Below are 25,962 nucleotides of genomic sequence, written 5' to 3'. Positions count from 1 at the left end.
CCCATAATCGGGACGTGAGCCCACAAGCGGCACCAGCGGCTCAGGCCTGCGTGTCGGGCCCTTTCACTGCGCACCAGGCGCGATGTCACCCCCAGGTCACGATAGATTGAGGAGCATGAGCAACCACGCGTACGAGTCGGCCGCGGCACTGCGCCCGCGCCGCAACGCCCCCACCGCTCTGAGCGATCTCGCACAGCGCTTCTCCCTGGCTCCGGCCTCCCCGGCCGACGCCTCGGCCCTGGGCTCGCTGAGCGTGACCGGAGTCAGCGTCGACTCCGGGGATGTTGCCGCCGGCGAGCTTTTCACCGGCCTGCCCGGGTTCAAGATGCACGGCGCCTCCTTCGCCGCCGAAGCCGTCAAGGCCGGGGCGGTGGCCGTTCTCACTGACGCCGCCGGGGCGGCCATTGCCCACGCCCAGGCCCCCGGTACCCCGGTGCTGGTCAGCGACGACCCCCGCGCCATTGTGGGGCCCTTGGCCGCCGAGATCTACCACCACCCGGCCGCGAACCTCACCACCACCGCCGTGACCGGGACCAATGGCAAGACCACCACCAGCTACTTCCTGGAGGCCGTGCTTTCGGCCCATCTGGGGGGCTGCGTGGTCGCCGGAACTGTCGAACTGCGCGTGGGGGAGCTATCCGTGGAGTCCCCCCGCACCACCGTCGAGGCGCCGGTCCTGGCCCGCATGATGGCCCGGGCCGTGGAGGACGGCGTGGGGGCCGCCTCCCTGGAGGCCTCCAGCCACGCCATTGTCCTGCACCGCCTCGACGGCATGGTCCTGGACGTTGTCGGTTTCACCAATCTCCAGCGCGACCACCTCGACTTCCACAAGACCATGGAGGGTTACCTGGAGGCCAAGGCCAGGCTGTTCACCCCCGAGCACGCCCGCCGCGCCGTGGTCTGCGTTGACGACGAGTGGGGTCCCCGGCTCGCGGCCATGACCGCCCTGCCGGTGGACCGTGTGCGCGCCTACCCCGGTGACGCCCAGTGCGAATGGTGGGTTTCCGACGCCGCAGTGTCCCTGACCGACTCGGCCACCACCTTCGTCCTCCATGGCCCGCAGGGGGAGGAGATCGCCGCCTCCTGCCCCTTGCCGGGCCTGGTCAATGTTCAGAACGCCGCCCTGGCCCTGGTCATGGCCATCCGCGCCGGCGTCCCCGCTGCCACCGCCGTGGCCGCCTTGGCCCGCGCCCACAACATTCCCGGACGCATGCAGCGCATTAGTCAGCGTGGTGAAGGGCGGGGCCTGTGCATTGTGGACTTCGCCCACACCCCCGATGCCCTTGAGCTCGCCCTGGAGGCCGTGCGCCCCATTACCCCGGGCCGCCTCATTGTCGTCTTCGGCGCTGACGGCGACCGCGACCAGGGCAAGAGGCCCATGCTGGGCGCCGTGGCCGCCCGCCTGGCCGACGTCCTGGTGGTCACCGATGAGAACCCCCGCTCCGAGGACCCCCAGCTCATTCGCGACGCCGTCCTCAATGGTGTGCGCTCAGTGCGCCCCGACCTGCATGACGTCGAGGAGTGCACCACCTGGCGCGGTGACGCCGTGCGCCGGGGCGTGGAGATCTGCGGCCCTGGGGACACGGTCATTGTCACCGGCAAGGGCCACGAGCCCTTCCTGGAGGTCGCCGGCGACTTCATCCGCTACAACGATGCCCCCGTCATGGCCGAGGCCGTGGCCGCCAAATGGGGTCGGGCATGATGACGCGCCCCCTGGTCGAAGTGGCCGAGTTCGCCCAGGGCACCCTCTTGAGCCCCCAAGCGGGGCGGGCCGCGGTCACCGGCGTGGTCACCGACTCCCGCCGGGCCGGCCCGGGGTCCTTCTTCGTGGCCATCAAGGGTGAGCGCACCGATGGTCACGCCCACCTGGCCGCCGCCGCCCGGGCCGGCGCGGTCGGCGCCCTGGTCAGTGATCAGCAGGCCGCCCGCGCTGCTCTGGCCGGGGCCGGCCTGACAGAGGAGGATCTGCCCTTGGTGCTCGTGGCCGACACGGTGACCGCGGTGGGTGACCTGGCCCGAGGCCACCTAGCGGATCTGCGTCGGCGGGCCAGGGCGCGCGGCAGTGCTTTGCGCGTGGTGGCCATGACCGGTTCAGTGGGCAAAACGACCACCAAGGACCTCACTCGCCAGCTCTTGGCGCCCACCGCCCCCACCATCGCCCCGGTGGCCAGCTTCAACAATGAGATTGGCCTGCCCCTGACCGTCCTTGAGGCCAGTGAGGCCACACGCTTCCTGGTTTTGGAGATGGGCGCCTCCGCTCCGGGGCACATTGACTACCTCACCGCCATTGCGCCGCCGGACGCCGCGGCGGTGCTCATGATCGGCCACGCCCACATGGGCGGCTTCGGCTCGATCGCGGGCGTCGCCCAGGCCAAGAGCGAGATCATTGCCGGCCTGGTGCCCGGGGGCACCGCCGTGCTCAACCACGATGACGCTCGTGCCCGCGCCATGGCGTCACTGGCCTCGGGGCCGGTACTGACTTTCTCAGCGCAGGGGGACCCGCAGGCCGCCGTGCGCGCCACCGGCACTGTTGTGGACGACCGGGCCCGTGCCGCCTTCGACCTGCACCTTCCCGGCGTCGAGCCCCGGCGGGTGCGCCTGGGGGTGCCCGGTGTCCACAACATTGTCAACGCCCTGGCGGCTTCCGGCCTGGCCCTGGCCGCAGGGCTGGGTGCCGAGGCGATCGCCGAGCGCCTGGAGGGCGCCCGTATGGAGAGCCCCCACCGCATGGACGTGGTTGCCCTGGGCGGCGACCTGCTCCTCGTCGATGACTCCTACAACGCCAACATTGACTCCATGAGCGCGGCCCTGCGCGCCCTGCCGGCGTTGGCCGGCCGCCGCCGCCGCGTGGTGGTCGTCTCGGAGATGCTGGAGCTCGGCGACTCCTCCCGGGCCGACCACCGCCGCACCGGCCAGGAGGCCGCCGCCGCCGGGGCCCAGCTGCTGGTGACCGTGGGGGCGGGGGCGGGGCCCGCAGCCCAGGAGGCCCGCGCCGCCGGTGTCGAGGTCGTTGAACTGCCCGACGCCACTACCGCTATTGCGCAGATTGACTCCCTGGTCCACGACGGCGACGCCGTCCTGGTCAAGGGCTCCCACGGCTCAGGCGCGTGGCGCCTGGCCGACCATCTCAAGGAGGTCCGTCCCCGATGACCGCCATCCTCGTGTCCGCCCTGGTGGGCCTCATCGTCTCGCTGCTGGGTACGCCCGTGCTCATCCGTTTCCTCCACAGACGCGAGTACGGGCAGTTCATCCGCGAGGACGGGCCGCAGGGGCACTTCGTTAAACGCGGTACCCCCACCATGGGGGGCCTGGTCATCCTGGCCTCCACCGTCCTGGGCTATGCAGTGGCCAATCTCGTTGAGTGGCGCACCCCCCGCGCCAGCGGCACCCTCCTGCTCATGCTCATTGTGGGGCTGGGGTTCATTGGTTTCCTGGACGACTTCGAGAAGATTTCTCAGCAGCAGTCCCTGGGGCTGCGCGCCTGGCAGAAGATGGTCGGGCAGGCGGTCATTGGCGTCGGCTTCTCAGTGATGGCCTTGTCCTTCGCTGACCGCAACGGTTTGACCCCGGCCTCCACGCGCGTCTCCTTCGCCCGCGACTCCGCCCTCGACCTGGCCTTCGCCGGCGCTGTGGTCGGCCTCATCCTCTTCGTGGTCTGGTCGAACTTCCTCATTACGGCGTGGTCCAACGCCGTCAACCTCGCCGATGGGCTCGACGGCCTGGCCGCCGGGGCCTCTGCCATGATCTTCGGCGCCTACACCCTCATTGGGGTGTGGCAGACCAACCAGTCCTGCCTCTACGCCCACGACCTGGTGGCCAGAACCTGCTACCAGGTGCGCGATCCGCGCGACCTGGCCATGGTGGCGGCGGCCCTCATGGGCGCCTGCTTCGGGTTCCTGTGGTGGAACGCCTCACCGGCCAAGATCTTCATGGGCGACACCGGTTCCCTGGCACTGGGCGGGGCGGTGGCGGGGCTGTCAATCCTGACCCGCACCGAGTTCCTCGCCGTCATTCTCGGCGGGCTCTTCCTGGCCGAGGTCATCTCGGTGTCGCTGCAGGTGGTCTCCTTCAAGCTCACCGGACGGCGCATCTTCCGTATGGCCCCGCTCCACCACCACTTCGAGTTGGGGGGATGGACGGAGGTCAACGTGGTCATCCGTTTCTGGATTATTGCCGGGATCTGCGTCGTGGCCGGCCTGTGCATGTTCTACGCCGAATACTTGGTGTCCTGACTCCCCGGTGGGTTGAGGGCCACGACGCGCCGGACGCCGAGGTTCCCGCCCCCAAGCCCTTACCGGGGGCAGCATCGGGGGTGGCCGCCGCGTGAGTCGGCTGCCAACGACCACCTCCGTTACGCTACGCCACGTCCACCACGCCAACCAGGGGGTAAGAGCCGCCGTGAGCAGCAGGACTGCCATTGCCAGCGTCAGGGACCTGGCCGGCGCGCGCGTGGGCGTGGTCGGCCTGGGACGCACCGGGCTGGCCGTCGTCGACGCCCTGGTAACCCTGGGTGCGCGGGTTCACGCCTTCGACTCCCGCCCCCAAGCCCTTGACTCCTTGCCGGCCGCCGTAGCGCGGGCGCAGTCAGGGGACGAGGAGGCCATGGCCCGAGCAGTGGGGGAGGCCGACCTCCGGCTCCTTATTGTCTCTCCGGGAGTGCCCGCGACTGGGGCGGTGCTGGCGGCGGCGCGCTCCCAGGGCGTTGAGACCTGGTCCGAGATCGAGCTGGCCTGGCGCCTCCAGCTGTCCTCAGCGCGCCCGCACGTGCCCTGGCTAGCGGTGACCGGAACCGACGGCAAGACGACGACGGTGGGCATGCTCTCAGCGGTGCTCGCCGCTGCCGGGCTCCGAGCCCCGGCTGTGGGCAATATTGGCGTGCCGGTGATCACCGCCGTGCTCGAGGGCCGCGCCGACGCCCTGGCCGTTGAGTTGTCCAGCTTCCAGCTGCACACCACCCGCACCCTGTCCCCGCTGGCGGCCGCCTGCCTTAACCTCGCCCCCGACCACCTCGATTGGCATGGGAGTTTGGAGGCCTATGCGGCCGATAAGGCGCGCGTCTACCGCCGGGCCCAGGTGGCGGCCGTCTACAACGTCGCCGATGCCGCCACTGTGTCCATGGTCGAGCAGGCCGACGTCTGCCAGGGCTGCCGGGCGGTTGGCTTCACTCTGGGAGTGCCCTTGCTGGGGCAGGTCGGCATGGTCGAGGGCGTCCTGGTGGATCGGGCGCTGCACGCCGGGCGCCACCATCAGGGCCTGGAACTGGCCACGGTGGCCGACCTGGCGCACCTGGCCCCCGGCTCCCAGCCCTCCCGCCTGCCGGCCCACATTGTCGCAGACGCCCTGGCCGCCTCCGCCCTGGCCTTAGCGGCCCGCGTCGAGCCGAACGCTATTGCCGCGGGACTGCGCTCCTTCAGCCCCGGCTCCCACCGCATGGTCACCGTCGCCCACTGCCGGGGCGTGACCTGGGTGGACGACTCCAAGGCCACCAACCCGCATTCAGCGCAGGCCGCTCTGGGCGGGCTGCCCGAGGGCACGGCCGTCTGGATCGCCGGCGGCGACACGAAGGGCGCCGAATTCTCCGATCTGGTGGGCGCCGTCGCCCCCATGCTGCGCGGCGCGGTCCTTATTGGCAAGGACCAGTCCGCCATGCTGGCCGCCCTGGAGCACCGGGCCCCCCGGGTACCGGTGCACCGGGTCCCCGACGCAGCGCCCCGGGAGGTTATTGAGGCCGCGGTCGCCGCCGCGGCTCGCATGGCGCGCGAGGGCGACACCGTCATGCTCGCCCCGGCCTGCGCCTCCTGGGACCAATTCGATTCCTACGCCCAGCGCGGCGACCTGTTCACCCAGGCGGTCCAGCGGCACTGCGCGGCCACTGGGGCCCCCAGTGGCCAGGGCGTCGACGAGGTGGCCTGAGATGGCCTCCGCCTCCTCTCCGAGCCCCGAGGGGCCTGAGCGGCCGGCGTCCCGCTCCCCGGCCGCCTGGTGGTACCGAGTCACTGGGCCCGACGGGCCGGTACCGGGGGAGAAGAGCACCCTGAGCTACTACACACTGCTGGTGGCGGTCCTATTCCTGCTCACCATCGGCCTCATTATGGTTTTCTCGGTGCAGTCGGTGATCCTCGCCCCGCAAGAGGAGAGCGCCTTTACGCTTTTTAGTCGCTACCTGCTCTATGCGGCCGGCGGCCTGGTGGCCATGTTCATCACCTCGCGCCTTCCCCAGCGCTGGATCCAGCTCATGACCTTCCCGGTACTGGGCTTGGGGGTTGCCCTGCAGGCGTCGATCTTCTTATTCCCCTCGGTGCGCACCTGCGGCGGCGGCAACTGCAACTGGGTGGCGGTCCCGGTCCTGGGCACTGTCCAGCCCTCAGAGTTCATTAAGCTGGGCCTGTGCCTGTTCGTCGGTTATATTGCCGCCCGCCACACGGAGCGTCTTAACGGGTTCAAGAACGTTGTTCTGTGGGTGCTGGTGCCGGTGGGCCTGGCCGTGGGGGCGGTGCTGCTGGGGCACGACCTGGGCACCGTCATTATTCTGGCCATGCTCGTGGCCGGCGCCCTGTGGATGGCCGGACTGCGATGGCCCTGGTTCGCCGCTCTGGGCAGCCTCGGGCTGATCGTCTTCTCGGGCATGTCCATGTTTCAACCCAATCGCCGCGCCCGCATTATGGCCTGGCTCCACCCCGAGATCGCCGACCCCTTCGATGCGGGCTATCAGCCCAAGCACGGGCGCTGGGCGCTGGGCACTGGCGGCTGGTGGGGGGTGGGCCCCGGCTCCTCAAGGCAGAAGTGGGGGTACCTCACCCAGGCCGACTCCGACTATATTTTCGCGGTTCTGGGTGAGGAGTTCGGGCTGGCCGGGTCATTGGTCGTCATTATCCTGTTCGCCGTGGTCGGGTGGTGCTGCGCGCGCATTATCCGCCGCTCCCAGTCCCTCTACGTCGCCGCCGTCACCGGTGGGATTATGACCTGGGTGGTGGGACAGGCACTGGTCAATATGAGCGTCGTTGTCGGCCTCCTGCCGGTTCTGGGCGTGCCCCTGCCGCTGGTCAGCCACGGGGGCAGCTCGTTGGTGTCGGTGCTGTTGGCCTGCGGGGTGCTGCTGTCCTTCGCGCGCAACGAGAGCGGTGCCGCTGAGGCGTTGCGCTCCCGCCCCTCCGCCGTGAGCCGTACCCTGGCTGTGATATCACCACGCAGGAGGAACCGTGCCTGACACCGACCCCCAAGGTCCCCCATCCACCGGCGCTCTGCGCGTACTGCTGGCTGGAGGCGGCACCGCGGGCCACGTCAATCCGCTGCTGGCCACCGCAGCGGCGCTGTGCGACCCGGCTCTGGGCGGCAATGCCGGGACCAAGGTTCTTGTTCTGGGTACCGCCGAGGGTCTGGAGAGCCAGCTCGTTCCCGAGGCGGGCTACAAGCTCGCCCTGGTTCCGCGCGTGCCCCTGCCGCGGCGCCCCTCCGGGGACCTCATCCGCCTGCCCCAGCGCCTGAGTCGCGCCATCTCCGCAGCCACCGAGGCCATAGAGAAGGTTGACGCGCAGGTGGTGGTCGGGTTCGGCGGCTACGTCTCAACCCCCGCTTACATTGCCGCTCGGCGCGCCGGCGTGCCCGTGGTCATTCACGAGCAGAATGCCCGCCCCGGGCTGGCCAACCGCCTAGGGGCCGGCTGGGCGGCCGCTGTGGGCCTGACCTTCGCCTCCACCCGCCTTAAGGCGTCTCGGGGTGTGACCGAGGTTACTGGCCTGCCCCTGCGTCCCGCCATTGCCGCCCTGGCCGAGGTCCGCGTCAGCGCCGAGGGCGCCGCCAGTGCCCGGGTCGATGGCGCCATGGCCCTGGGCCTGGACCCGCTGCGACCTATTCTGCTGGTCACCGGCGGGTCGCTGGGGGCCCAGCATCTCAATGAGGTGCTCTCAGCCTCCCTGGGGGAGCTGCCCGAGAGCCTGCAGATCCTCCACCTGACCGGCCGGGGCAAGGACGCCCCGGTGCGCGCGGCCCTCAAGGCGGCGATCGAGTCCGGTCAGGCGCCCGAGTCCATGGCCGGGCGCTATCACGTGCTGGACTACCTCAACACCATGGAGCAGGCCTACGCCTGCGCCGACGGCGTGGTGTGCCGCTCCGGGGCGGGCACCGTCGCCGAGCTCACCGCCCTGGGCCTGCCCGCCCTCTACGTGCCCTTGCCGGTGGGCAACGGCGAGCAGCGCCTCAATGCCGCCGACTGCGTCGGCGCCGGGGGCGGGCGCCTGGTCGCCGATGCGCAACTGGCGCCGGCCGACATTATCTCCTTCACCGAACTCGTGGCCGACCCTGAGCGCCACCGGGCCATGGCCGCCTGCGCCGCCTCCACCGGGGTGCGCGACGGCGCTGCGCGCTTGGCGGCGCTGGTGCGCGCCGCAGCCGACCCCAGATCTGACACACTCCAGTCCAGCGAGGAGGACTCATGAGCCAGACCCCTAGCCCCTCATCAGTTCCGGAACTCAAGCCAGGCAGCCTGGTGGGGGAGTCCTTTCATCTTATTGGTGTCGGCGGAGTGGGCATGAGCGTGGTCGCGACGCTCCTGGCCGAGCAGGGCGCCCACGTCACTGGCTCAGATGTTCACGAGGGCCCGGCCTTCATTGAGCTGCGCGAGGCCGGTAGGGAGGTTGTTCTCGGCCACGATGCCGCCAATGTCCCGGAGGACTCCGTCATTGTGATCTCCTCCGCCATTAAGGAGAGCAACCCGGAGTTGGCCATCGCCCGTGAACGCCGACAGGTCGTGGTGCACCGCTCCCAGGCCCTGACCCTCATTGCCGAGGGGAAGGACTTCGTGGCCGTGGCCGGAGCCCACGGCAAGACCACGACCTCGGCCATGCTCGCCCAGGCGCTCGGCGCCGCCGGGCAATCCCCGTCCTTCGCTATTGGCGGGGTGGTGCGCAGCCTGGGCACCGGCGCTCACCTGGGTGCCGGCGCGGCCTTCGTCGCTGAGGCCGACGAGTCCGACCGCTCCTTCCTCAACTACGGGCCCAGCATCGCCTTGGTCACCAATGTCGAGCCCGACCACCTCGACGTGTATGGGACCGCGGAGGCGTTCGAGGACGCCTTCCTCGACTTCGCCCATTGCCTGGTGGCCGACGGCCTGCTCATCGCCTGCGCCGATGACCCCGGCGCCCTGCGCCTGGCGCAGCACGCCGACGAGGACGGCCTGCGGGTGGTCACCTACGGCACCGGCGCGCCCGACTCCTTGCCCGGGGGCGCCCTGGTGGGGGAGGCCCACATCCAACTGACCATTACCGCCCGTTCCGCAAGTGGGACCAGCGCGGTGCTGACCCGGTTCGAGGCCGACGACGAGCAGGTCCGTTCCGAGGCGCCGGTCAACCTGGAGGTGGCGGTCCCCGGCGACCATATGGCCCTGAACGCCGCCGGTGCCTGGGCGGCCGGCCTTGAGCTCGGGGTCGAGGCCAATGCCATGGCGCAGGCGCTGGGCACCTTCGAGGGCACTGGGCGGCGCTTCGAGAACCGGGGGGAGGCCGCCGGGGTGCGCGTGGTGGATGACTACGCCCACCACCCCACTGAGATTGAGGCGCTTCTGGCCACGGCCCGTGAGGTCGCCCAGGGACGCGGCGGGCGCGTCCTGGTGCTCTTCCAGCCCCACCTGTTCTCCCGCACCCGTGACTTCGCCGAGCGCTTCGGCACCGCCCTGGGGCGGGCGGACCTTGTGATCGTCACCGACGTCTACCCCGCCCGCGAGGACCAGGCCGACTACCCGGGGGTGAGCGGTTCGACGGTGGCCTCCCAGGTTCCGGCGGGCCGGGCGCGTTTCGTGGCCGGACGCCGCGAGGCGGCCTGGGCCGTTGCCGATCAGGCCCGGGCCGGGGACCTGGTGCTGACCGTGGGCGCCGGTGATGTCACCGAGCTCGCCGACGTCATTTTGGAGCGGCTCGGGCAGCGAGATGAAAGCGCAGCCGGCGAGAGCACCGGCGGCGCATGAGGAAACCTCACGCACCCCGCCCCGAGGTCTATACCGGGGGCGCTGACGAGGTGGAGGAGGACTGGGGCGACGAGGAGCTACCCGAGCCGGTCCCCCCGGCGGCGTCCCGGGGCGCGCTGGTTCCGGTCGCGGGCGGCAGGGGCGCTGTATCGGGCCGGGTTGCACGTGAGCGGCGCGACCGGGTGGTGTCCACCGGCCTGACCGATCGTCTCGCCGAGCGCCGCCGGGCGCAGCGTCGGCTGCGTTTGCGCCTGCTGGGGCGCGTGACGGCCATTGTGGTCGGCGTAGTCGCGTTGGTGTGGGCGGCGTTGTTCTCCCCGTTGCTGGCACTGCGCACCTCTGAGATCGTGGTGCGCGACTCCGATGGGACGGTGGACGCCGCGGCAGTCCAGGAGGTACTGGCCCACCATGGGGGTACCTCCCTGCTGCGCCTGGACGTAGTCGAGCTGGGCGACGAGGTCGCCCAGGGGCTGGTGCGGGTGCGCTCGGCCAGCGTGACCCGCTCCTGGCCCCACGGCCTGGACATCTCCTTGACCATGAGGGTTCCGGTGGTGGCCCACCAGGTTGAGGGGGGCTATGAGGTCCTTGACGTGGACGCCGTCGTCCTGGAGACCGTGGAGCAGGCCCCCGCGGGCCTGGTGCCGATTACTGCCGCGGACGGGGAGGCGCTGACCAGCGACCAGGTGTCGGCGGTGGCCCTGGTGGTGGGGAGTCTGGAGCCGGCCACGCGCTCGAAGGTGGTTTCCGGCTCGGCCTCGGCCACCGGCCAGGTGACCCTGACGCTGAGTACCGGTGCGAGCGTGGTGTGGGGGGACACCTCAGACACCGAGCTCAAGGCCGAGGTTTTGGCCGTCCTGGTTCAGCACACCGCCAGCGTCTACGACGTGTCCTCCCCGCGCAGTCCCACAACGTCCTGAACTCGCGGATTCGCGGCCCCTTCCCGGTGGCCGGTCGACCCGATTCCCGACCCGGGGCGCGTGGTCCGACGGTGTTCGGCGGGTGTTTTCCGGGGGTGGGCGGGGCCCGCTCAGCCCGGCTCGCGCGACGGCGAAACACGCCGCACTAAATGCGCCGGGCGGGGGTCTGGTCCCCATAGCGTTGTCCTTGTCATCCTCAGAATGACATAAGTATTAACCTCTACTTGAGGTTGAGTGTTGAGGGGGTCCCGACACGGGGCCCAGCAGGAACTCGCGGAGGCAGACAGTGGCGGAATCCCAGCACTACCAGGCAATTATTAAGGTGGTGGGCGTCGGCGGCGGCGGCGTCAACGCCGTTAACCGGATGATTGAGTCCGGCCTGCGCGGTGTCGAGTTCATCGCCGTTAACACTGACGCGCAGGCCCTGCTCATGTCCGACGCCGACACCAAGCTCGACGTCGGTCGCGACCTGACCCGTGGGCTCGGTGCTGGAGCCGACCCGAGCATTGGTCGCAAGGCCGCCGAGGACCACGAGGACGACATTCGTGAGGCCCTTGTGGGCGCGGACATGGTCTTCGTGACCGCCGGGGAGGGCGGCGGCACCGGCACCGGGGCCGCACCGGTGGTCGCCCGCGTCGCCCGCGAACTCGGCGCCCTGACCATTGGCGTGGTCACTCGTCCCTTCGCCTTCGAGGGACGCCGCCGCGCCACCCAGGCCGAGGACGGCGTCAAGAACCTGCGCGCCGAGGTCGACACCCTCATTGTCATCCCCAACGATCGTCTCCTTCAGATTGCCGACCGGAATATCTCCGTGGTCGACGCTTTTAAACAGGCCGACCAAGTCCTCCTCCAAGGTGTTCAGGGCATTACCGAGCTCATCACCACCCCCGGCCTCATTAACGTCGACTTCAATGATGTCAAATCCGTTATGCAGGACGCCGGCAGCGCGCTCATGGGTATTGGCTCGGCCACCGGCTCCGACCGCGCCCTGACCGCCACCGAGCAGGCCATCGCCTCCCCGCTGCTGGAGTCCTCCATTGACGGGGCCCATGGCGTGCTCATCTTCTTCCAGGGCGGCTCGGACCTGGGCCTGTTCGAGATCAGCGAGGCCGCCAACCTGGTGCGCGAGGCGGTCCACCCCGAGGCCAATATCATCTTCGGCAACGTGGTCGACGGCGCCCTGGGCGACGAGGTCCGCGTCACCGTGATCGCCGCAGGCTTCGACGACGAGCCCACTGTCACCGGTGGTCTGGACGCCGCTCTTCAGCAGACCTCCCGGCACGCCAAGAGCCCCGCCCCGGCGCCCACCGCGGCAACCCCCAGCCCGACTCGTGGCGCCCACGTCGCCGACAGCCCGGTCCTGCGGCCGCTGACCTCCCCGGTCACCAGCGTCCCGAGTCCCGAGCCCGCGCCGGTCATCCCGGCGCCCTTGCCGGTGTCCATCTCCACCGGGGAAATCCCGGCCTACGTCGACGAAAGCGCTGCCGACGCCCCTGTCGAACTGGAGGTTCCCCCGGTATTCGGCGCCGACGTCGAGCCCGACGAGATCGACCTGCCTGATTTTCTGCGCTAATGCGCCCCGACCTGCTTCAGGCCGAACTGGGTCCTGGCGCCCGCGGGTACTTCACTACCCGCGGCGCACGGGGCGGTCGGCCCCCGGGCGGGACCGATTCGATCGGGGACCCCTACTCCGGTTTTAACCTCGCCGCCCACGTGGGGGACCGCCCCGAGGCGGTCCAGGCCAACCGGCGCGCCCTGGAGGAGGGGCTCGGGCTCGCCGCCCCGGGCTCCGCGGCTCCAGGCGCCATCGCCTGGATGAACCAGGTGCACTCCGCACTCGTGGCCCGGGCCCAGTTGGGCCAAGCGCCCACCGCGGACGCCCTGATCCTGGACACCCGCAACCAGTGCGGCCCTCATGGGCGCGGGACCTCAGCCCGGGCCGTCGGAGTCCTGGTGGCCGACTGCGTACCCCTACTCCTGGCCACAAGCCAGGGCACACTAGTGGCCGCCGTCCACGCCGGCAGGCGCGGCATGCTCGACGGGGTGGTGACGGCCGCCGTGGCCGCCCTGGTCGCGGCCGGCGCCGACCCCTCCGACCTGTGGGCCGCCACCGGCCCCAGCATCTGTGGGAACTGTTACGAAGTGTCTGAGGACATGGCGCAGCAGGCCGCGGCAGTAGAGCCCGCCTGCCGCGCCACCAGTCGATGGGGCACCCCGGCCATTGACGTCGCGGCAGGAGTTCACGCCCAACTCGAGCGGGCCGGGGTTGGGCACATGCACCCGGGCCACTGGTGCACCGCCGAGGACGAGCGTTTCTTCTCCTACCGGCGCCAAGGGGCCACCGGCCGAATCGCAGGCGTCGCCATTGCCGGCCGAACCGCGGGCGGTCAAGCCGGCGCCTCCAGCGTGACACGCCGCGGCCAATGAGCAGTCGCGGCCCAGTGTGCCGATACCGTCGTTCTGTCCGGGATGCGAAGGTCCCGACGGACAAGGAGCGAACCCATGAGCGCGTTGCGCAAGATGACGTCCTTCCTCGGCTACTCCGAGCCGGCGGAGAACCCGTACGAGGCTGCCTACGACCTGCCTGAGCAGGATTACGCCTTCACTGAGACCGAGGAGCCGGAGGACTACTCCTCCAGTTACGAGGCCGCTGAGGAGCCCGAGCCCACCTCGGCGCCGGACCTGCGTCGCATTGTGACGGTCCACCCCTCGACCTACAACGAGGCCCGCGTCATTGGTGAGTCCTTCCGCGACGGCGTGCCGGTAATCGTCAACCTCACCGGCATGAATGAGTCTGACGCCCGCCGCATGGTCGACTTCTCCGCGGGCCTGGTCTTCGGACTGCACGGGGCTATTGAGCGCGTCACCCCCCGCGTCTTCCTGCTGACCCCGGCCAGCGTCGAGATCGATGGGGGTGAGACCGACACCCCAGCGCACGGCCGCCTCTTCAACCAGAGCTGAGCGGGGCCGGAACCGGTGAGTCCGATTGTGCCGATCATCTCGATTGTCTCCAGCCTCCTGGACCTCTACATGTTCATCCTCGTGGTGCGGGTGGTGCTGGACTGGGTGCAGGTCTTCGCCCGCTCCTGGCGCCCTCGGGGGATCGTCCTGGTACTGGCCAACGTGGTCTACGGACTCACCGACCCGCCACTGCGTCGGCTGCGTCAGGTGGTTCCCGTTCTGCGCCTGGGAGGCGTGGGGGTCGACCTGAGTTTCCTGGCTCTCTTCTTCGGAATTCTTGTCATTCAGAGCGTCCTGTGGATACTTGTGTGATTTCTCACTGAGCGCCGTATGCCCGCTCCCTTGCGGCCGTGAGATGTATCCAACCTCTGAATCAACGTATCCCACATTGCCTGAACCTCCAGTTCAGGTAGTCTGTTCGCATGAGTAACCGGGTGTGTCCGGTGCTCGTGACAATCTTCCGAAACGACACCTGAGGTGACGACCATGACGCTGCTGACCGCAGACGACGTCCTCAACAAGAAGTTCCAGGCGACCAAGTTCCGCGAGGGCTACGAGCAGGACGAGGTCGACGAGTTCCTCGACGAGGTGGTCGAGGCCATGCGGCAGCTCGAGGCTGAGAATGCCGACCTCAAGGCCAAGCTCGAGGCAGCCAACCGCCGTGTGGCAGAACTCGGCCGCGGTGGTGGCCCCATCCAAGAGCCGGTGGCTCCTGCCGCCCCAGTTGTTCAGTCGCCGTCCATGGCTATGCCCGCGGACGGCGACACTCCTGTTGCCGCCTCCGGCATGCTCGAGCTCGCTCAGCGACTGCACGACGAGCACGTTGCCAATGGCAAGGCCGAGGGCGACCGCATTATCGCGGAGGCCCGCAACACCGGGGAGCAGATCGTCCGCGAGGCCGAGGACCAGCGCAACCGCACCCTGGCCCAGCTCGAGAAGGAGCGCTCCGGCCTGGAGCACAAGATCGACGAGCTGCGCCGCTTCGAGAACGACTACCGCACTCGTCTCAAGAGCTACCTGCAGAACCTCTTGTCCAACGTCGAGGACAGCGCTGACCAGTCCGTGCCAACCTTGTGAGGCGTCCAAGTCTCTGAGGAAGCGGCAGCCGGAAGGCTCCGGATCACGTTCCCGGCCTCTTGTGAGGGCGGTGACTCGACCGGGTCGCCGCCCTCGAGGCGTGCCGCAGAGCATCGTTGGAAGGATCTATGACCTCAACTCCGCCCCAGGGCGCACCGTTGCGCAGGGGCCGTCGCGCCGCGGGCCCAGCACGCGTTCGTTTGGGCCTACCCGAGAAACCAGCCATTGTCCTGGTCAGTGTTGCCCTGGCAGTGGTCGTGCTCGACCAGGCCACGAAGGCGTGGGCCTCCTCAGTCCTGAGTGAGGGCCAACGCATCGACCTGGTTGGTTCATGGTTAGGACTAGTCCTAGTTCACAATCCCGGAGCCGCATTTTCCTTCGCCACTGGTCAGACGTGGGTTTTTACCCTCGTGGCTGTTGTGGTCTCGGTCATTGTCATTCGCACACTGGGGCGCATGCGCTCATATCGCTGGGCGGTAACTCTAGGGCTGGTCCTGGGCGGGGCCGTGGGCAACCTCATTGACAGACTGGTCAGGGCGCCCGGGGTGTTCAGGGGCCACGTCGTGGACTTTATTGACTACGGCGGTCTGTTCGTGGGCAATGTCGCCGACATAGCTATTGTCGGCGCCGCCGGCGCAATCATCGTCCTGACCTTCATGGGGCTGGAGCTTGACGGCACCCGGGCGGGGGAGGAAGCGGCCACGGGCGAGGAGGCCGCGCGTCGTGCACTGGGGGAGGCCGAACCGCGAGGAGGAGCCCGGCCTCAAGACGGAGCCGCCCTCGGGGAGAGCGTGTGAGCCTGAGGATGCTGCCCGTGCCCGAGGGCCTGGCGGGGGAGCGGGTCGATGTGGCCGTGGCCCGCATGACCGGTTTGTCGCGCTCCAGGGCGGGTGAACTGTGCATCAGTGGCGGAGTGCTCCTGCACGGTGCTCCCGTAGCGAAGTCCGAGCGGCTGACTGTGGGTTCCCTCCTGGAGATCGATTTGCCCGAGCCCCGGCCCGCCGAGCCGGTCGCCACCCCAGTGGAGGGCATGGGCATCCTCTACGAGGATGACGATATTGTCGTCGTCGACAAGCCCCCCGGCGTGGCCGCCCATCCCTCAATGGGCTGGGAGGGGCCCGACGTCCTCGGGGCGCTGGCCGCCATGAAGGTGCGCGTGGCCACCTCAGGGGCCGCCGAGCGCCAGGGCATCGTTTCACGCTTGGACGTGGGCACCTCCGGCGTCATGATCGTCGCCAAGGGCGAGCGCGCCTACTCGGTGCTCAAGCGGGCCTTCCGCGACCACACGGTGGACAAGGTTTACCACGCCCTCGTCCAGGGCCACCTCGACCCCTCCTGGGGAACCATTGACGCCCCCATCGGACGCCACCCGGGTCGGGAGTGGAAGATGGCGATCATTGACGGCGCCAGGGAGTCCATCACCCACTACGACGTCATGGAGGTCATGCCCGGCGCCTGCCTGGCCCAGGTGCGCCCCGAGACCGGCAGGACCCACCAGATCCGTGTCCACATGGCCGCCGTCGGCCACCCCTGCGTGGGGGACACCACCTACGGGGCCGACCCCGCGCTGAGCGCACGCACGGGGCTGACCCGCCAGTGGCTCCACGCCCGCGAACTCGGTCTGGCTCACCCCACGACCGGTGAGTGGATGGTGTTCACCTCCGACTACCCCCAGGACCTCCGCCACGCCCTGGATATTCTGCGCTTGACCTGAGAATCCGCCCCCCGGGCGGCGAGGAGCCGGTGGCCCCACCGCCGACCACCACTGAAAGGAGACCGGTCGTGAGCCAGCCCCAGGCCTCCGCCGCCACCCGCCCCGGGCCGCCTCGTCTCATTATCGCCCCGGCCACGAGAGTCGCTGAACCCATTGACTTCGAGGTTCTGCCCGGGGACGCCCTCGGGCCGCGCGCCGACCGGATGCGTCACGCCGTGGCCGACGTGCGCCTGGAGGTCTTCGTGGCCGAGCAGCAGGTCCCTTTCATTCAGGAGGTTGACGCCCGCGACGACGCTCCCACGACCATCCACGTCCTGGCGCGCGGTGCCGACTCCACGCCCCTGGGTGCCGGGCGCCTTCTGCTTGATCCCCACCACCGGGGACAGGTGCACCTGGGGCGCCTGGCCGTGCGCTGCGTCGCCCGGGGGACGGGTCTGGGGGCCCGGTTAGTGGCGGTTCTGGAGGCTTCCGCCCTGGAATACGCCGCCGCGCCCCTGAAGGCTCAGGATGCGGCCCGGGCCGGCGTGGCGCCCGGGACGCCGGGGGTCGCCGTCATCCTGTCCGCCCAGGAGCAGGCCATGGGCTTCTATGAGCGCTGCGGGTACCAGGTCCTCACAGGCGTGTCCTACCTCGACGCCGGCATTGCCCACCAGGACATGGTCCGCACCCTGACTCGCTGACATCCGACGCGCAATGGTGCCCGCTCAGGGGCTCGCCGTGGGCGCCAGGGCCGAGGGGCGGGCCGCGCATCGACCTAGGATGGGCCCATGGCGGATACGAGCAGCGAGGCGACCCGGGAGCCGGCGCCCAAAGACGACTTCGTCCACCTGCATGTCCACACCGACTACTCCATGCTCGACGGCGCGGGCAAGATCAAGGACTACGTCGCCGAGGCCAAGCGACTGGGCCAGCCGGCCCTGGCCATTACCGACCACGGCTACATGTTCGGCGTCTACGAGTTCTACGCCGCGGCCCGCGCCGCTGGGATTAAGCCGATCATTGGCGTCGAGGCCTATCTGACCCCGGGCACCTCCCGCTTCGATAAGACCCGCGTCTTCTGGGGGGACGAGTCCCAGCGCTCCGACGACGTGTCGGCTCGCGGCTCCTACACCCACATGACCCTGCTGGCACGCGACAATGAAGGCCTGCACAACCTTATGCGCATGGACTCCCTGGCCTCCCTGGAGGGTCAGTGGGGCAAGGCGCCGCGCATGGACCGCGAGCTCATGAGCCGCTACGCCGCTGGGCTCATTGGGACCACCGGCTGCCCCTCTTCGGAGGTCCAGACCCGTCTGCGCCTGGGCCAGTGGGAGGAGGCGCGACGCTGCGCCGCCGAACTGCAGGACATCTTCGGGCGCGAGTTCTTCTACGTCGAGCTCATGGACCACGGCTTGGAGATCGAGCGGCGCGTCACCAAGGATCTGCTGCGCCTGGCCGAGGAGCTGGGGGCGCCCCTGCTGGCCACCAACGACTCCCATTACGTGCGCCCCGAGGACCGCACCGTCCAGGACGCCATGCTGTGCATTAACTCCGGCTCGGTGCTCTCCGACCCCGACCGCTTCAAGTTCGACGGGGACACCTACTACCTGCGCCCGGGCTCGGAAATGCGCCGCCTGTTCAAGGATCTGCCGCAGGCCTGCGACAACACCCTCTTGGTGGCCGAACAGTGCAACGTCTCCTTCTCCACCGTCGATGAGGGCGCCTCCTTCATGCCGATCTTCCCCGTGCCCGAGGGCGAGACCATGGACTCCTGGTTCGTGGCCGAGTGCTGGCGCGGTATGGAGCGGCGCTTTAACGGCTCCATCCCCGAGGACTGCCGCAAGCAGGCCGAGTATGAGATTGGCGTCATTACCGCGATGGGGTTCCCCGGCTACTTCCTGGTGGTGGCCGACTACATTAACTGGGCCAAGCGCCAGGGCATCCGCGTGGGACCGGGCCGCGGGAGCGGCGCCGGCTCCATGGTGGCCTACGCCATGGGCATTACCGAGCTCAACCCCCTGGAGCACGGCCTCATCTTCGAGCGCTTCCTCAACCCCGAGCGCATCTCCATGCCGGACATCGACGTCGACTTCGACGAGCGCCGGCGCGACGAGGTCATCGAGTACGTCAAGAAGAAGTACGGCTCGGACCGGGTCAGCCAGGTGGTCACCTACGGCGTCATTAAGGCCAAGCAGTCCCTCAAGGACTCCAGTCGCGTCATGGGCTACCCCTACGCGGTGGGCGACCGCCTCACCAAGGCCATGCCTCCCACCGTTCAGGGCAAGGACATCACCATCAAGGGCATCTTCAACGCCGACGACGAGCGCTACGGAGAGGCTGAGGAGTTCCGCAAGCTCCACGCCGAGGACCCCGACGCCCAGAAGATCGTTGAACTCGCCAAGGGGCTGGAGGGCATGACCCGTCAGTGGGGCGTCCACGCCTGCGCGGTCATCATGTCCTCGGAGAAACTCACCGACATTATCCCCATGATGCAGCGCCTCCAGGACGGGGCCTTCATCACCCAGTTCGACTACCCCACCTGCGAGCACCTGGGCCTGCTCAAGATGGATTTCCTGGGGCTGCGCAACCTCACCGTCATCTCCGACGCCCTCGACAACGCCGTGGCCAACGGCAAGCCCGCCGTTGATATCGACAATGTCCCCCTGGACGACAAGGCCACCTATGAGCTGCTGTCCCGCGGTGAGACCCTGGGCGTCTTCCAACTCGATGGCGGCGGCATGCGCACCCTGCTGCGCCTGATGAGGCCCGACAACTTCGAGGACATCTCCGCCGTCGGCGCCCTCTACCGCCCCGGCCCCATGGGGGCGGACTCCCACACGAACTACGCCCTGCGCAAGAACGGCCAGCAGGAGATCGTGCCCATCCACCCCGAGCTCAAGGAGGCCCTGGAGCCCATCCTGGGCACCACCTACGGCCTCATCGTCTACCAGGAGCAGGTCATGAAGATCGCCACCGACCTGGCGGGCTTCACCATGGGCAAGGCCGACGCGCTGCGCAAGGCCATGGGCAAGAAGAAGATGGACATCCTGGCCACGATGTACGTCGAGTTCGAGGCCGGCATGGTCGCCAATGGCTTCTCCAAGGACAGCGTCAAGACCCTGTGGGACGTCGTAGTCCCCTTCGCCAAGTACGCCTTCAACAAGGCCCACTCGGCCGCCTACGGGGTGGTGTCCTACTGGACCGCCTACCTCAAGGCCCACTACCCCACCGAGTACATGGCGGCACTGCTGACCAGCCAGAAGGACAACAAGGACAAGCTCGCCGTCTACCTGGGCGAGTGCCGGCACATGGGGATCACCGTGCTGCCCCCCGATGTCAACGCTTCGCGCGCCCAGTTCTCCGCCGTCGGCGACGACGTGCGCTTCGGGCTGAGCGCCATCCGCAATGTGGGCCTCAATGTGGTCGACGAGATTGTGGCCGCCCGCCAGAAGGAGGGGGAGTTCGTCAGCTTTGAGGACTTCTTGGACAAGGTCCCGGCGGTGGTGTGCAACAAGCGCACCATTGACTCCCTCATTAAGGCCGGCGCCTTCGACTCCCTGGGCAAGACCCGCCGGGCCCTCCAGGCCTGCCATGAGGACTTCGTCGATGAGATCATTGGCGTCAAACGCAATGAGGCCGCCGGGCAGTTCGACCTCTTCGCCTCCCTCATGGGTGAGGGTGCGGGGGAGGATCCCTTCTCCTCGGGGCCGGTCTTCTCCTCCGAGGTGCCCGCGCTGCCGGAGTGGGACAAGAAGGACAAGCTCGCCTACGAGCGCGACATGCTCGGCCTCTACGTCTCCGACCACCCCCTGCTGGGCCTGGAGGGGGTGCTCGGCAAGCTCGCCGACACCGAGATCTCCGAGCTCATTGAGGATGAGGAGCGCCCCGACGGCACCATGGTCACCATTGCCGGGCTCATTACCTCCCTGACCCGCAAGACCACCAAGCAGGGCAACCTGTGGGCGATCGCCCAGATTGAGGACCTGGGCGGCTCCATTGAGGCCTTGTTCTTCCCCTCGACGTACCAGACGGTCTCGACCATGCTGGCCCCCGACACGGTGGTGACGGTGCGCGGGCGCCTCAACCGGCGTGACGGTCAGGTGGCGCTCTACGCCCAGGAGATGACCATTCCGGACGTCTCCGGCGCCACCCACGAGGCGGTGGTCATTAGCCTGCCGACCAACCGCTGCACCGGCCCCCTGGTGGAGCGGCTGCGCGAGGTGCTGGTCAAGCACCCGGGGATGTCAACAGTGCGCCTGAACTTGACCAGCCCCGGCCGAGAGATCCGCACCCAACTGGACAAGGCCCTGCGGGTGGAGGCCTCTCCGGCCTTCTACTCCGACATTAAAGCGCTCCTGGGCCCCGGCTGTTTGCGCTGAGCGCCCGTCCCTCGTCATGGGCCCTTCTGCGACGTTGACCCGCCCACCGGTCGAAGGGCAGGGCCGGGGGCGGGGCGCCTATCCGTCCTGGGCGACGACGGCGCCCGCCACACCGGAGGGCAGCTCCACCTCGACGATCTCGCCGTTGCGCAGGCGGTGGCCGCGACGGGTCTCAACCTCACCATTGACGCTCACGTCACCGCACTGAACGGCCACTCGGGCCTCGGCACCATCCTCGACCAGACCCGCGAGCTTGAGGAACTGGCCGAGCTTAATCTCGCCGTGGACCGGGACGGAGGGGTAGGACTGCTGAGTACTCACGCCCCCATTGTCCCAGCAGACCCCGCCCGGGCGCCCGGCATACCCGCAGGATCAGGGCACCGGGGCGCAGTCGGGGGCGCCAGATCCAGGAGGTGCAGCACAGCGGCGATGCGCCGTGGCGGCCAGTAGCGTGGGCTCATGAATGACACACCCAACCCCGGCGCCGCCGGCATTGCACTGGAGGTCGGTCAGCGCTACCCGGTGGGGGAGCGCCTTCACACCCTGACCCCCAGGCTCGCTCGAGCCAGTGCTGCCGCTCGGGAGGTCCTCGTGGATGTGGCCGCCCACCGGGAGGTCATTACCTACGGGGAGCTCTCCGACGCCATTGACCGGGCCGTCCTGCCCCGGCACATGGGCCCGCTGCTGCACATGATCAACCACGACTGCGCCGCCCGTGGGGAGCCCGGTCTGGCGGCCCTGGTGGTGAGTGCCGCCCACGGCGAGGTCGGCACCCGCGACACCTCCTGGGCCCCACCCGAGCGCCGGGCCTGCTGGGACCGGTGGTCGACGCATCCGTGAAAGACGACGGGCCCGCCCGTGCGGCCCCGGCCGGCCCGGCCACGGCCTTCGGGCGGGGCCCGCGCGCCGGTGCACCCCGCCTGTGGCGGGCGCGGGCCGGAGCCGGTACCGTGAGGGCGCCCCGCCGTCACCGCCCTGAGCGGGCACCGGCCGGGCCTCGCGATCGTAACCGCCAGTGACGAGGAGGTCACCCATGGCACTGTTCGAGGTCCCTTTCGACTCCACGAACAACCGCGACCGGATCCAGGCGTGGATCTACACCCCGACCACCCGGCCCCGCGGCGTCGTCCACCTCATTCACGGCCTGGGTGAGCACTCCCGACGTTACCTCCACCTCATCAGCACCCTGTTGGATGCCGGGTTCGTTGTCGCCGCGGACGACCATGCCGGTCACGGGCGCACCGCCATGACCTCCGGTATCTGGCAGGACACCGGGCAGGACGGGGTCAGTGTTGTTGTCGAGGACGAGCAGCGCCTGCGCCAGATCGTCAACAAGCGCTTCGAGGGCCTGCCCTACATTGTTTTCGGGCACTCCTGGGGCTCAATGATCGCCCGGGTCCTGGCCTCACGCCACCCCGAGGGCCTGGCGGGCCTGGCGCTGTGCGGCGTCGTCGCCCAGATGCGGGGCCTGGATAACCCCGATCTGCTGCGCGACCTGGAAGCGGCCATTGCTGAGCGCGGGGGAGAGGCCCTGGACTCCGACGGAATCTTCGGGGCCGCCTTCGAGGGCGCCCTGGACCGCTTCGAGGACGCGTGCCGCCCCACCGACTGGGTCGCCCTGGACCGCGGGATTGTCGAGGACCACGCCGTCGACCCCTTCAACAACTTCGGCGCCCCCATGACTTTGCGCTTCGCCCGCGACTTCGTCGCCCTGTACGCCCAGGCCAACGACCCCTCCTGGATTGACCCGCTGCCCAGGGACCTCCCGGTGCTCATCCTGGCCGGCGACCAGGACCCGGTGGCCAACTACGGCGAGGGCGCCTACCACGTCGCCAATTCCCTGTGGGGTGCGGGGATGCGCCAGGTGCGCACCCGCGTCTACACCGCCGTGCGCCACGAGATCCACAACGAGCCGACGACGCGCGCTGACGTGGAGGCGGAGGTGGTCGCTTTCGCGGAGCGCTGCCTGCCCTGAGCCCCGCCCCCTGGCGGCACTCACCCCCAGGAGCGCCAATATGCGGGCCCTCCCGGCCACCGGTAGGCTCCCACCATGCTCTCCCGCACCGACCTGCGCAGCTCAGACCTGTCCGCCTCCAGGCTCGCCGAGGTCTTGCCGCGCGCCGACCTCGACGTCGCCGCCGCCCTGGAGGACGTCACCCCCATCGTTGAGGACGTCCGCGCCCGGGGCGCGGACGCTCTGCGTGAGGCCGCCGAGCGTTTCGACTCAGTGCGCCCGGAGCACCTGTGGGTGCCTGCTGAGGCGGCGGCCGCCGCCCTGGAGGGCCTCGACCCGCAGGTGCGAGAGGCCCTGGAGCTGTCTATCGCCCACACCCGCGCCGGGCACGCCGCCCAGCTGCCCACCGAGCGCTCCACCCGGGTCGTTCCGGGCGGCATGATCACCCAGCGCTGGATCCCCGTGCGCCGAGTGGGCCTGTACGTCCCCGGCGGCTTGGCGGTCTACCCCTCCTCGGTGGTCATGAACGCCGTGGCCGCCCAGGTCGCCGGCGTCGAGCAGATCGCCCTGGCCAGCCCGCCCCAGGCCGCCTTCGGAGGGCTGCCCCACCCCACCATCCTGGCGGCCTGCGCCCTGCTGGGCATCCGGGAGGTCTACGCCGTCGGCGGCGCCCAGGCCATCGCCATGTTCGCTTATGGGGCGGCCGCCACCACCGAGACCGACCGCGCCGACGCCGGTGGCGAACTCCTGTGCGAAGCCGTGGATGTGGTCACCGGCCCGGGCAATATCTATGTGGCCGCCGCCAAGCGGGCCGTGCGCGGTGTGGTGGGCACTGACGCCGAGGCCGGCCCTACTGAGATCGCGGTGCTGGCCGACGACACCGCCGATCCCGAGCTCGTGGCCGCCGACCTGCTGTCCCAGGCCGAGCACGACCCGTGCGCCAGCAGCGTCCTCATCACCGACTCCACCGCCGTGGCCGACGGTGTTGACGTGGCTCTGGAGCGCCGCCTGGCATCCACCAAGCACCGCCGGCGGGCGCGCACCGCGCTGACTGGCAAGCAGTCCGGCACCATCGTGGTGCGCGACCTGGACCAGGGCATTGCGGTGGCCGACGCCTACGCCGCCGAGCACCTGGAGATCCACACCGCCGACGCCCCCGCGGTGGCCCGCCGCGTCCGCAACGCCGGCGCCATCTTCGTGGGCCCCTTCAGCCCGGTGCCGTTGGGGGACTACCTGGCCGGCTCCAACCACGTCCTGCCCACTGGCGGCACCGCTCGTTTCGCCTCCGGGCTGAGCGTCATGGCCTACATCAAGCCCGTCCAGGTCATTGAATACGACGCCGTTGCCCTGGCGGCCCTCGCCACCCCCCTGGGGGTCCTGGCCGACTCCGAGGACCTGCCCGCCCACGGCGAGGCGGCCCGCGCCCGCCTGGCGTGAGTCCGCCGCGCCCACACCCCGGGCCCTCAACCGGCGACACGGGGAGGGCCGTGCGGGTCCGCGCCCAGACCCATGGGAGGAGCCGCCCCGGGGCGGCCGGGCGGCTGCTGCCCCGACGGGCGGTGCTGGGGGCCGTGGGGGCGGCGGCACTGTCGGCCTGCTCGGCACCCGCCTGCCCCGCCGGGCGGGGCTGCTCCCCGGCCGGCGGGAGTGCGGGCACTGTACTGCTCGACATCGCTGACGACACCGGTCAACTACTCGCCTTCGACCAGATGCGCCGCATCCAATCCAATGGTGCCGGCAGCGAGGGCCACGATGACGTCCTCCTGGAGACGGGGAGCCTGCGGGCCGTTGTGGAGGGTCCCCTGGAGGAGGGCCGGGAGGCCACCGCCGCCCTGGAGCTGCCCGCCGGGGGGCCGTGGACCCTCAACCTGTCCTGGCCCACCAGCCACGGCTACTCCGCCCTCATGGCCGACCTGCCCGGTCCGGGCCGCTACGCCCTGGCCGAACTGGCCGCCCGCGGACTCCACGCCCGCCAGGGTGAGCGCCTCGCCGCGGCCGCCCTGACGGCCGAACCGGACCTGGCCTCCCAGCGGCAGACGACGGCGACGGCCCTGGCCCGGTGCGAGGCGGCCGCCGGCCCCCAGGAGCGGGCGCAGCTGGGGGCCCAGGCCCTGGAGAGCGCCGCCGCCGCCCAGTTGCTGCTGGACTCCCAGGCGGTCGCCCTGGCCCCGGCGGACGCTCTTGTGGGCGTCACCCTGACCTCCCCGCCCTCAGCCGACCAGAGCGGTGATCTTGACCTGCTCAAGAACGGCGGCCGGCAACCGGCCGCACGGATTGTCATTGAGGATCCCTTCGATGAGGAGGAGATGACCCTGTGGGAGCGTTCAGTCACCGAGCTGCAGGACCGGGGCGTGGTCGTCGTCGGCCAGGTGTGCGACTCAACCGCCATGGCCGGGCTCGACGACGACGCCTGGCGGGCCCGGGTGGACCGCCTCCTGGAGCGTTTAGGGCCGGTGGACGCCTGGGAGGTGGGCAATGAGCTCGGCGGGGACTGGCTGGGCCAGGACGCCGTGGAGCGGGTGCGTCACGCCGCCACCAGTGTGCGCCGGGCCGGGGGCGCCACCACACTCCTGACCCTCTACCATCAGCTGGGCCAGGGCGCCGTGGAGCACTCCGTGGTCACCTGGGCCCAGGACAACCTGGATCCCGAACTCAAAGAAATGATTGACGTGGTCGGGCTGTCGGTCTACCCGCAGTGGCATCCGCTGGGAACGGCCGCCGACCGGGTGCTCGGCGCCGTAGGCGAGCTCTTCAGCACCCAGCGCCTGGCCGTCCTGGAACTCGGCTACGGGGGTGAGGACCTTGACCCGGGGCCCTGGTGGTTCGGCTCCCCCGATGACCTGGCGGCCGGACGCCACGCCGTCGCCCGCCATGTCACTGCCGCGGCCCTGGGACGACCCCGGGCCTGGGGGGCGCCTTTTTGGTGGTACTACCTGGAAGATGAGGCGCCCGGGGCCGCGGGCGGCCCGGTCCACGAGGACCTGACTCAAGCCGCGGAGCACGGGTGAGGCGCCGCCCACCGG

Annotated in this window: 22 protein-coding genes; 21 read left to right on the top strand and 1 reads right to left on the bottom strand. The window is 69.8% G+C overall.

What is annotated here, in order from left to right; translation table 11 throughout:
- Positions 1 to 115 precede the first annotated feature (115 nt).
- From EUC46_RS03425 to dnaE, 17 genes are all read left to right on the top strand, one after another.
- Entirely contained in the window at positions 116 to 1,702 is a 1,587-nt protein-coding gene (locus EUC46_RS03425) for a UDP-N-acetylmuramoyl-L-alanyl-D-glutamate--2,6-diaminopimelate ligase (protein ID WP_128772795.1), read from the top strand.
- Positions 1,687 to 3,150: a UDP-N-acetylmuramoyl-tripeptide--D-alanyl-D-alanine ligase gene (locus EUC46_RS03420; protein WP_128772794.1), complete on the top strand. Its 1,464-nt coding sequence runs from the start codon at positions 1,687 to 1,689 to the stop codon at positions 3,148 to 3,150. The genes EUC46_RS03425 and EUC46_RS03420 overlap by 16 nt, the downstream gene beginning before the upstream one ends.
- The gene (gene mraY / locus EUC46_RS03415; protein ID WP_128772793.1) at positions 3,147 to 4,232 is read left to right on the top strand and encodes a phospho-N-acetylmuramoyl-pentapeptide-transferase; all 1,086 of its coding nucleotides are present in this window, start codon (positions 3,147 to 3,149) and stop codon (positions 4,230 to 4,232) included. Before EUC46_RS03420 ends, mraY begins: the two co-directional genes overlap by 4 nt.
- 166 nt (positions 4,233 to 4,398) lie before the next feature.
- The gene (murD, locus tag EUC46_RS03410) at positions 4,399 to 5,913 is read left to right on the top strand and encodes a UDP-N-acetylmuramoyl-L-alanine--D-glutamate ligase (protein ID WP_241655361.1); all 1,515 of its coding nucleotides are present in this window, start codon (positions 4,399 to 4,401) and stop codon (positions 5,911 to 5,913) included.
- A gap of 1 nt (position 5,914) precedes the next feature.
- Positions 5,915 to 7,207, top strand: a complete 1,293-nt coding sequence (locus tag EUC46_RS03405) for an FtsW/RodA/SpoVE family cell cycle protein (protein ID WP_128772792.1) — start codon at positions 5,915 to 5,917, stop codon at positions 7,205 to 7,207.
- Complete coding sequence (locus EUC46_RS03400; RefSeq protein WP_241655360.1) at positions 7,200 to 8,435, top strand: UDP-N-acetylglucosamine--N-acetylmuramyl-(pentapeptide) pyrophosphoryl-undecaprenol N-acetylglucosamine transferase; 1,236 nt, start codon at positions 7,200 to 7,202, stop codon at positions 8,433 to 8,435. Before EUC46_RS03405 ends, EUC46_RS03400 begins: the two co-directional genes overlap by 8 nt.
- Positions 8,432 to 9,958, top strand: coding sequence for a UDP-N-acetylmuramate--L-alanine ligase (murC, locus tag EUC46_RS03395; RefSeq protein ID WP_128772791.1), 1,527 nt, complete (start codon positions 8,432 to 8,434; stop codon positions 9,956 to 9,958). Before EUC46_RS03400 ends, murC begins: the two co-directional genes overlap by 4 nt.
- Positions 9,955 to 10,875 carry a cell division protein FtsQ/DivIB gene (locus tag EUC46_RS03390; RefSeq protein WP_128772790.1) on the top strand — a complete coding sequence of 307 codons (921 nt, stop codon included), beginning with the start codon at positions 9,955 to 9,957 and terminating at the stop codon, positions 10,873 to 10,875. The genes murC and EUC46_RS03390 overlap by 4 nt, the downstream gene beginning before the upstream one ends.
- A 286-nt stretch (positions 10,876 to 11,161) precedes the next feature.
- The gene (gene ftsZ / locus EUC46_RS03385; RefSeq protein ID WP_128772789.1) at positions 11,162 to 12,448 is read left to right on the top strand and encodes a cell division protein FtsZ; all 1,287 of its coding nucleotides are present in this window, start codon (positions 11,162 to 11,164) and stop codon (positions 12,446 to 12,448) included.
- The gene (locus EUC46_RS03380; RefSeq protein ID WP_128772788.1) at positions 12,448 to 13,302 is read left to right on the top strand and encodes a purine nucleoside phosphorylase YfiH/LACC1 family protein; all 855 of its coding nucleotides are present in this window, start codon (positions 12,448 to 12,450) and stop codon (positions 13,300 to 13,302) included. Before ftsZ ends, EUC46_RS03380 begins: the two co-directional genes overlap by 1 nt.
- Positions 13,303 to 13,377: 75 nt before the next feature.
- Positions 13,378 to 13,836 (top strand): cell division protein SepF, encoded by a 459-nt coding sequence (locus EUC46_RS03375; protein ID WP_128772787.1) that lies wholly within the window; start codon positions 13,378 to 13,380, stop codon positions 13,834 to 13,836.
- Positions 13,837 to 13,860: 24 nt separating this feature from the next.
- The gene (locus EUC46_RS03370; RefSeq protein ID WP_421701180.1) at positions 13,861 to 14,148 is read left to right on the top strand and encodes a YggT family protein; all 288 of its coding nucleotides are present in this window, start codon (positions 13,861 to 13,863) and stop codon (positions 14,146 to 14,148) included.
- Positions 14,149 to 14,322: 174 nt separating this feature from the next.
- Complete coding sequence (locus EUC46_RS03365) at positions 14,323 to 14,913, top strand: DivIVA domain-containing protein (RefSeq protein ID WP_164918740.1); 591 nt, start codon at positions 14,323 to 14,325, stop codon at positions 14,911 to 14,913.
- Positions 14,914 to 15,041: 128 nt separating this feature from the next.
- Positions 15,042 to 15,710, top strand: a complete 669-nt coding sequence (gene lspA, locus EUC46_RS03360) for a signal peptidase II (RefSeq protein WP_128772784.1) — start codon at positions 15,042 to 15,044, stop codon at positions 15,708 to 15,710.
- Positions 15,707 to 16,627: an RluA family pseudouridine synthase gene (locus EUC46_RS03355; protein WP_128772783.1), complete on the top strand. Its 921-nt coding sequence runs from the start codon at positions 15,707 to 15,709 to the stop codon at positions 16,625 to 16,627. The genes lspA and EUC46_RS03355 overlap by 4 nt, the downstream gene beginning before the upstream one ends.
- Before the next feature lie 68 nt (positions 16,628 to 16,695).
- Positions 16,696 to 17,307, top strand: coding sequence for a GNAT family N-acetyltransferase (locus EUC46_RS03350; protein WP_128772782.1), 612 nt, complete (start codon positions 16,696 to 16,698; stop codon positions 17,305 to 17,307).
- An 87-nt stretch (positions 17,308 to 17,394) separates the two neighbouring features.
- Complete coding sequence (gene dnaE, locus EUC46_RS03345; protein ID WP_128772781.1) at positions 17,395 to 20,985, top strand: DNA polymerase III subunit alpha; 3,591 nt, start codon at positions 17,395 to 17,397, stop codon at positions 20,983 to 20,985.
- Between the two features lie 78 nt (positions 20,986 to 21,063).
- Here the strand turns inward: dnaE and EUC46_RS03340 are convergent, their stop codons facing one another.
- Positions 21,064 to 21,306 (bottom strand): RNA-binding S4 domain-containing protein, encoded by a 243-nt coding sequence (locus EUC46_RS03340; protein ID WP_128772780.1) that lies wholly within the window; start codon positions 21,304 to 21,306, stop codon positions 21,064 to 21,066.
- A gap of 138 nt (positions 21,307 to 21,444) precedes the next feature.
- Between EUC46_RS03340 and EUC46_RS03335 the strand changes: the two genes are divergently transcribed.
- The 4 genes from EUC46_RS03335 (at position 21,445) to EUC46_RS03320 (ending at position 25,947) form a co-directional block, all read left to right on the top strand.
- Entirely contained in the window at positions 21,445 to 21,825 is a 381-nt protein-coding gene (locus EUC46_RS03335) for a hypothetical protein (RefSeq protein WP_128772779.1), read from the top strand.
- A gap of 193 nt (positions 21,826 to 22,018) precedes the next feature.
- The gene (locus EUC46_RS03330) at positions 22,019 to 22,960 is read left to right on the top strand and encodes an alpha/beta fold hydrolase (protein ID WP_128772778.1); all 942 of its coding nucleotides are present in this window, start codon (positions 22,019 to 22,021) and stop codon (positions 22,958 to 22,960) included.
- A gap of 75 nt (positions 22,961 to 23,035) precedes the next feature.
- Positions 23,036 to 24,376 carry a histidinol dehydrogenase gene (hisD, locus tag EUC46_RS03325; RefSeq protein ID WP_128772777.1) on the top strand — a complete coding sequence of 447 codons (1,341 nt, stop codon included), beginning with the start codon at positions 23,036 to 23,038 and terminating at the stop codon, positions 24,374 to 24,376.
- A 50-nt stretch (positions 24,377 to 24,426) separates the two neighbouring features.
- Positions 24,427 to 25,947, top strand: a complete 1,521-nt coding sequence (locus tag EUC46_RS03320) for a Tat pathway signal sequence (protein WP_128772776.1) — start codon at positions 24,427 to 24,429, stop codon at positions 25,945 to 25,947.
- The last annotated feature ends 15 nt before the right edge of the window (positions 25,948 to 25,962 follow it).

It is taken from the genome of Actinomyces oricola (assembly GCF_004104015.1).
Taxonomy (GTDB): domain Bacteria; phylum Actinomycetota; class Actinomycetes; order Actinomycetales; family Actinomycetaceae; genus Actinomyces; species Actinomyces oricola.
Note: the sequence above shows the minus strand (reverse complement) of the source record. Positions and strands in the feature narration are given on the sequence as shown.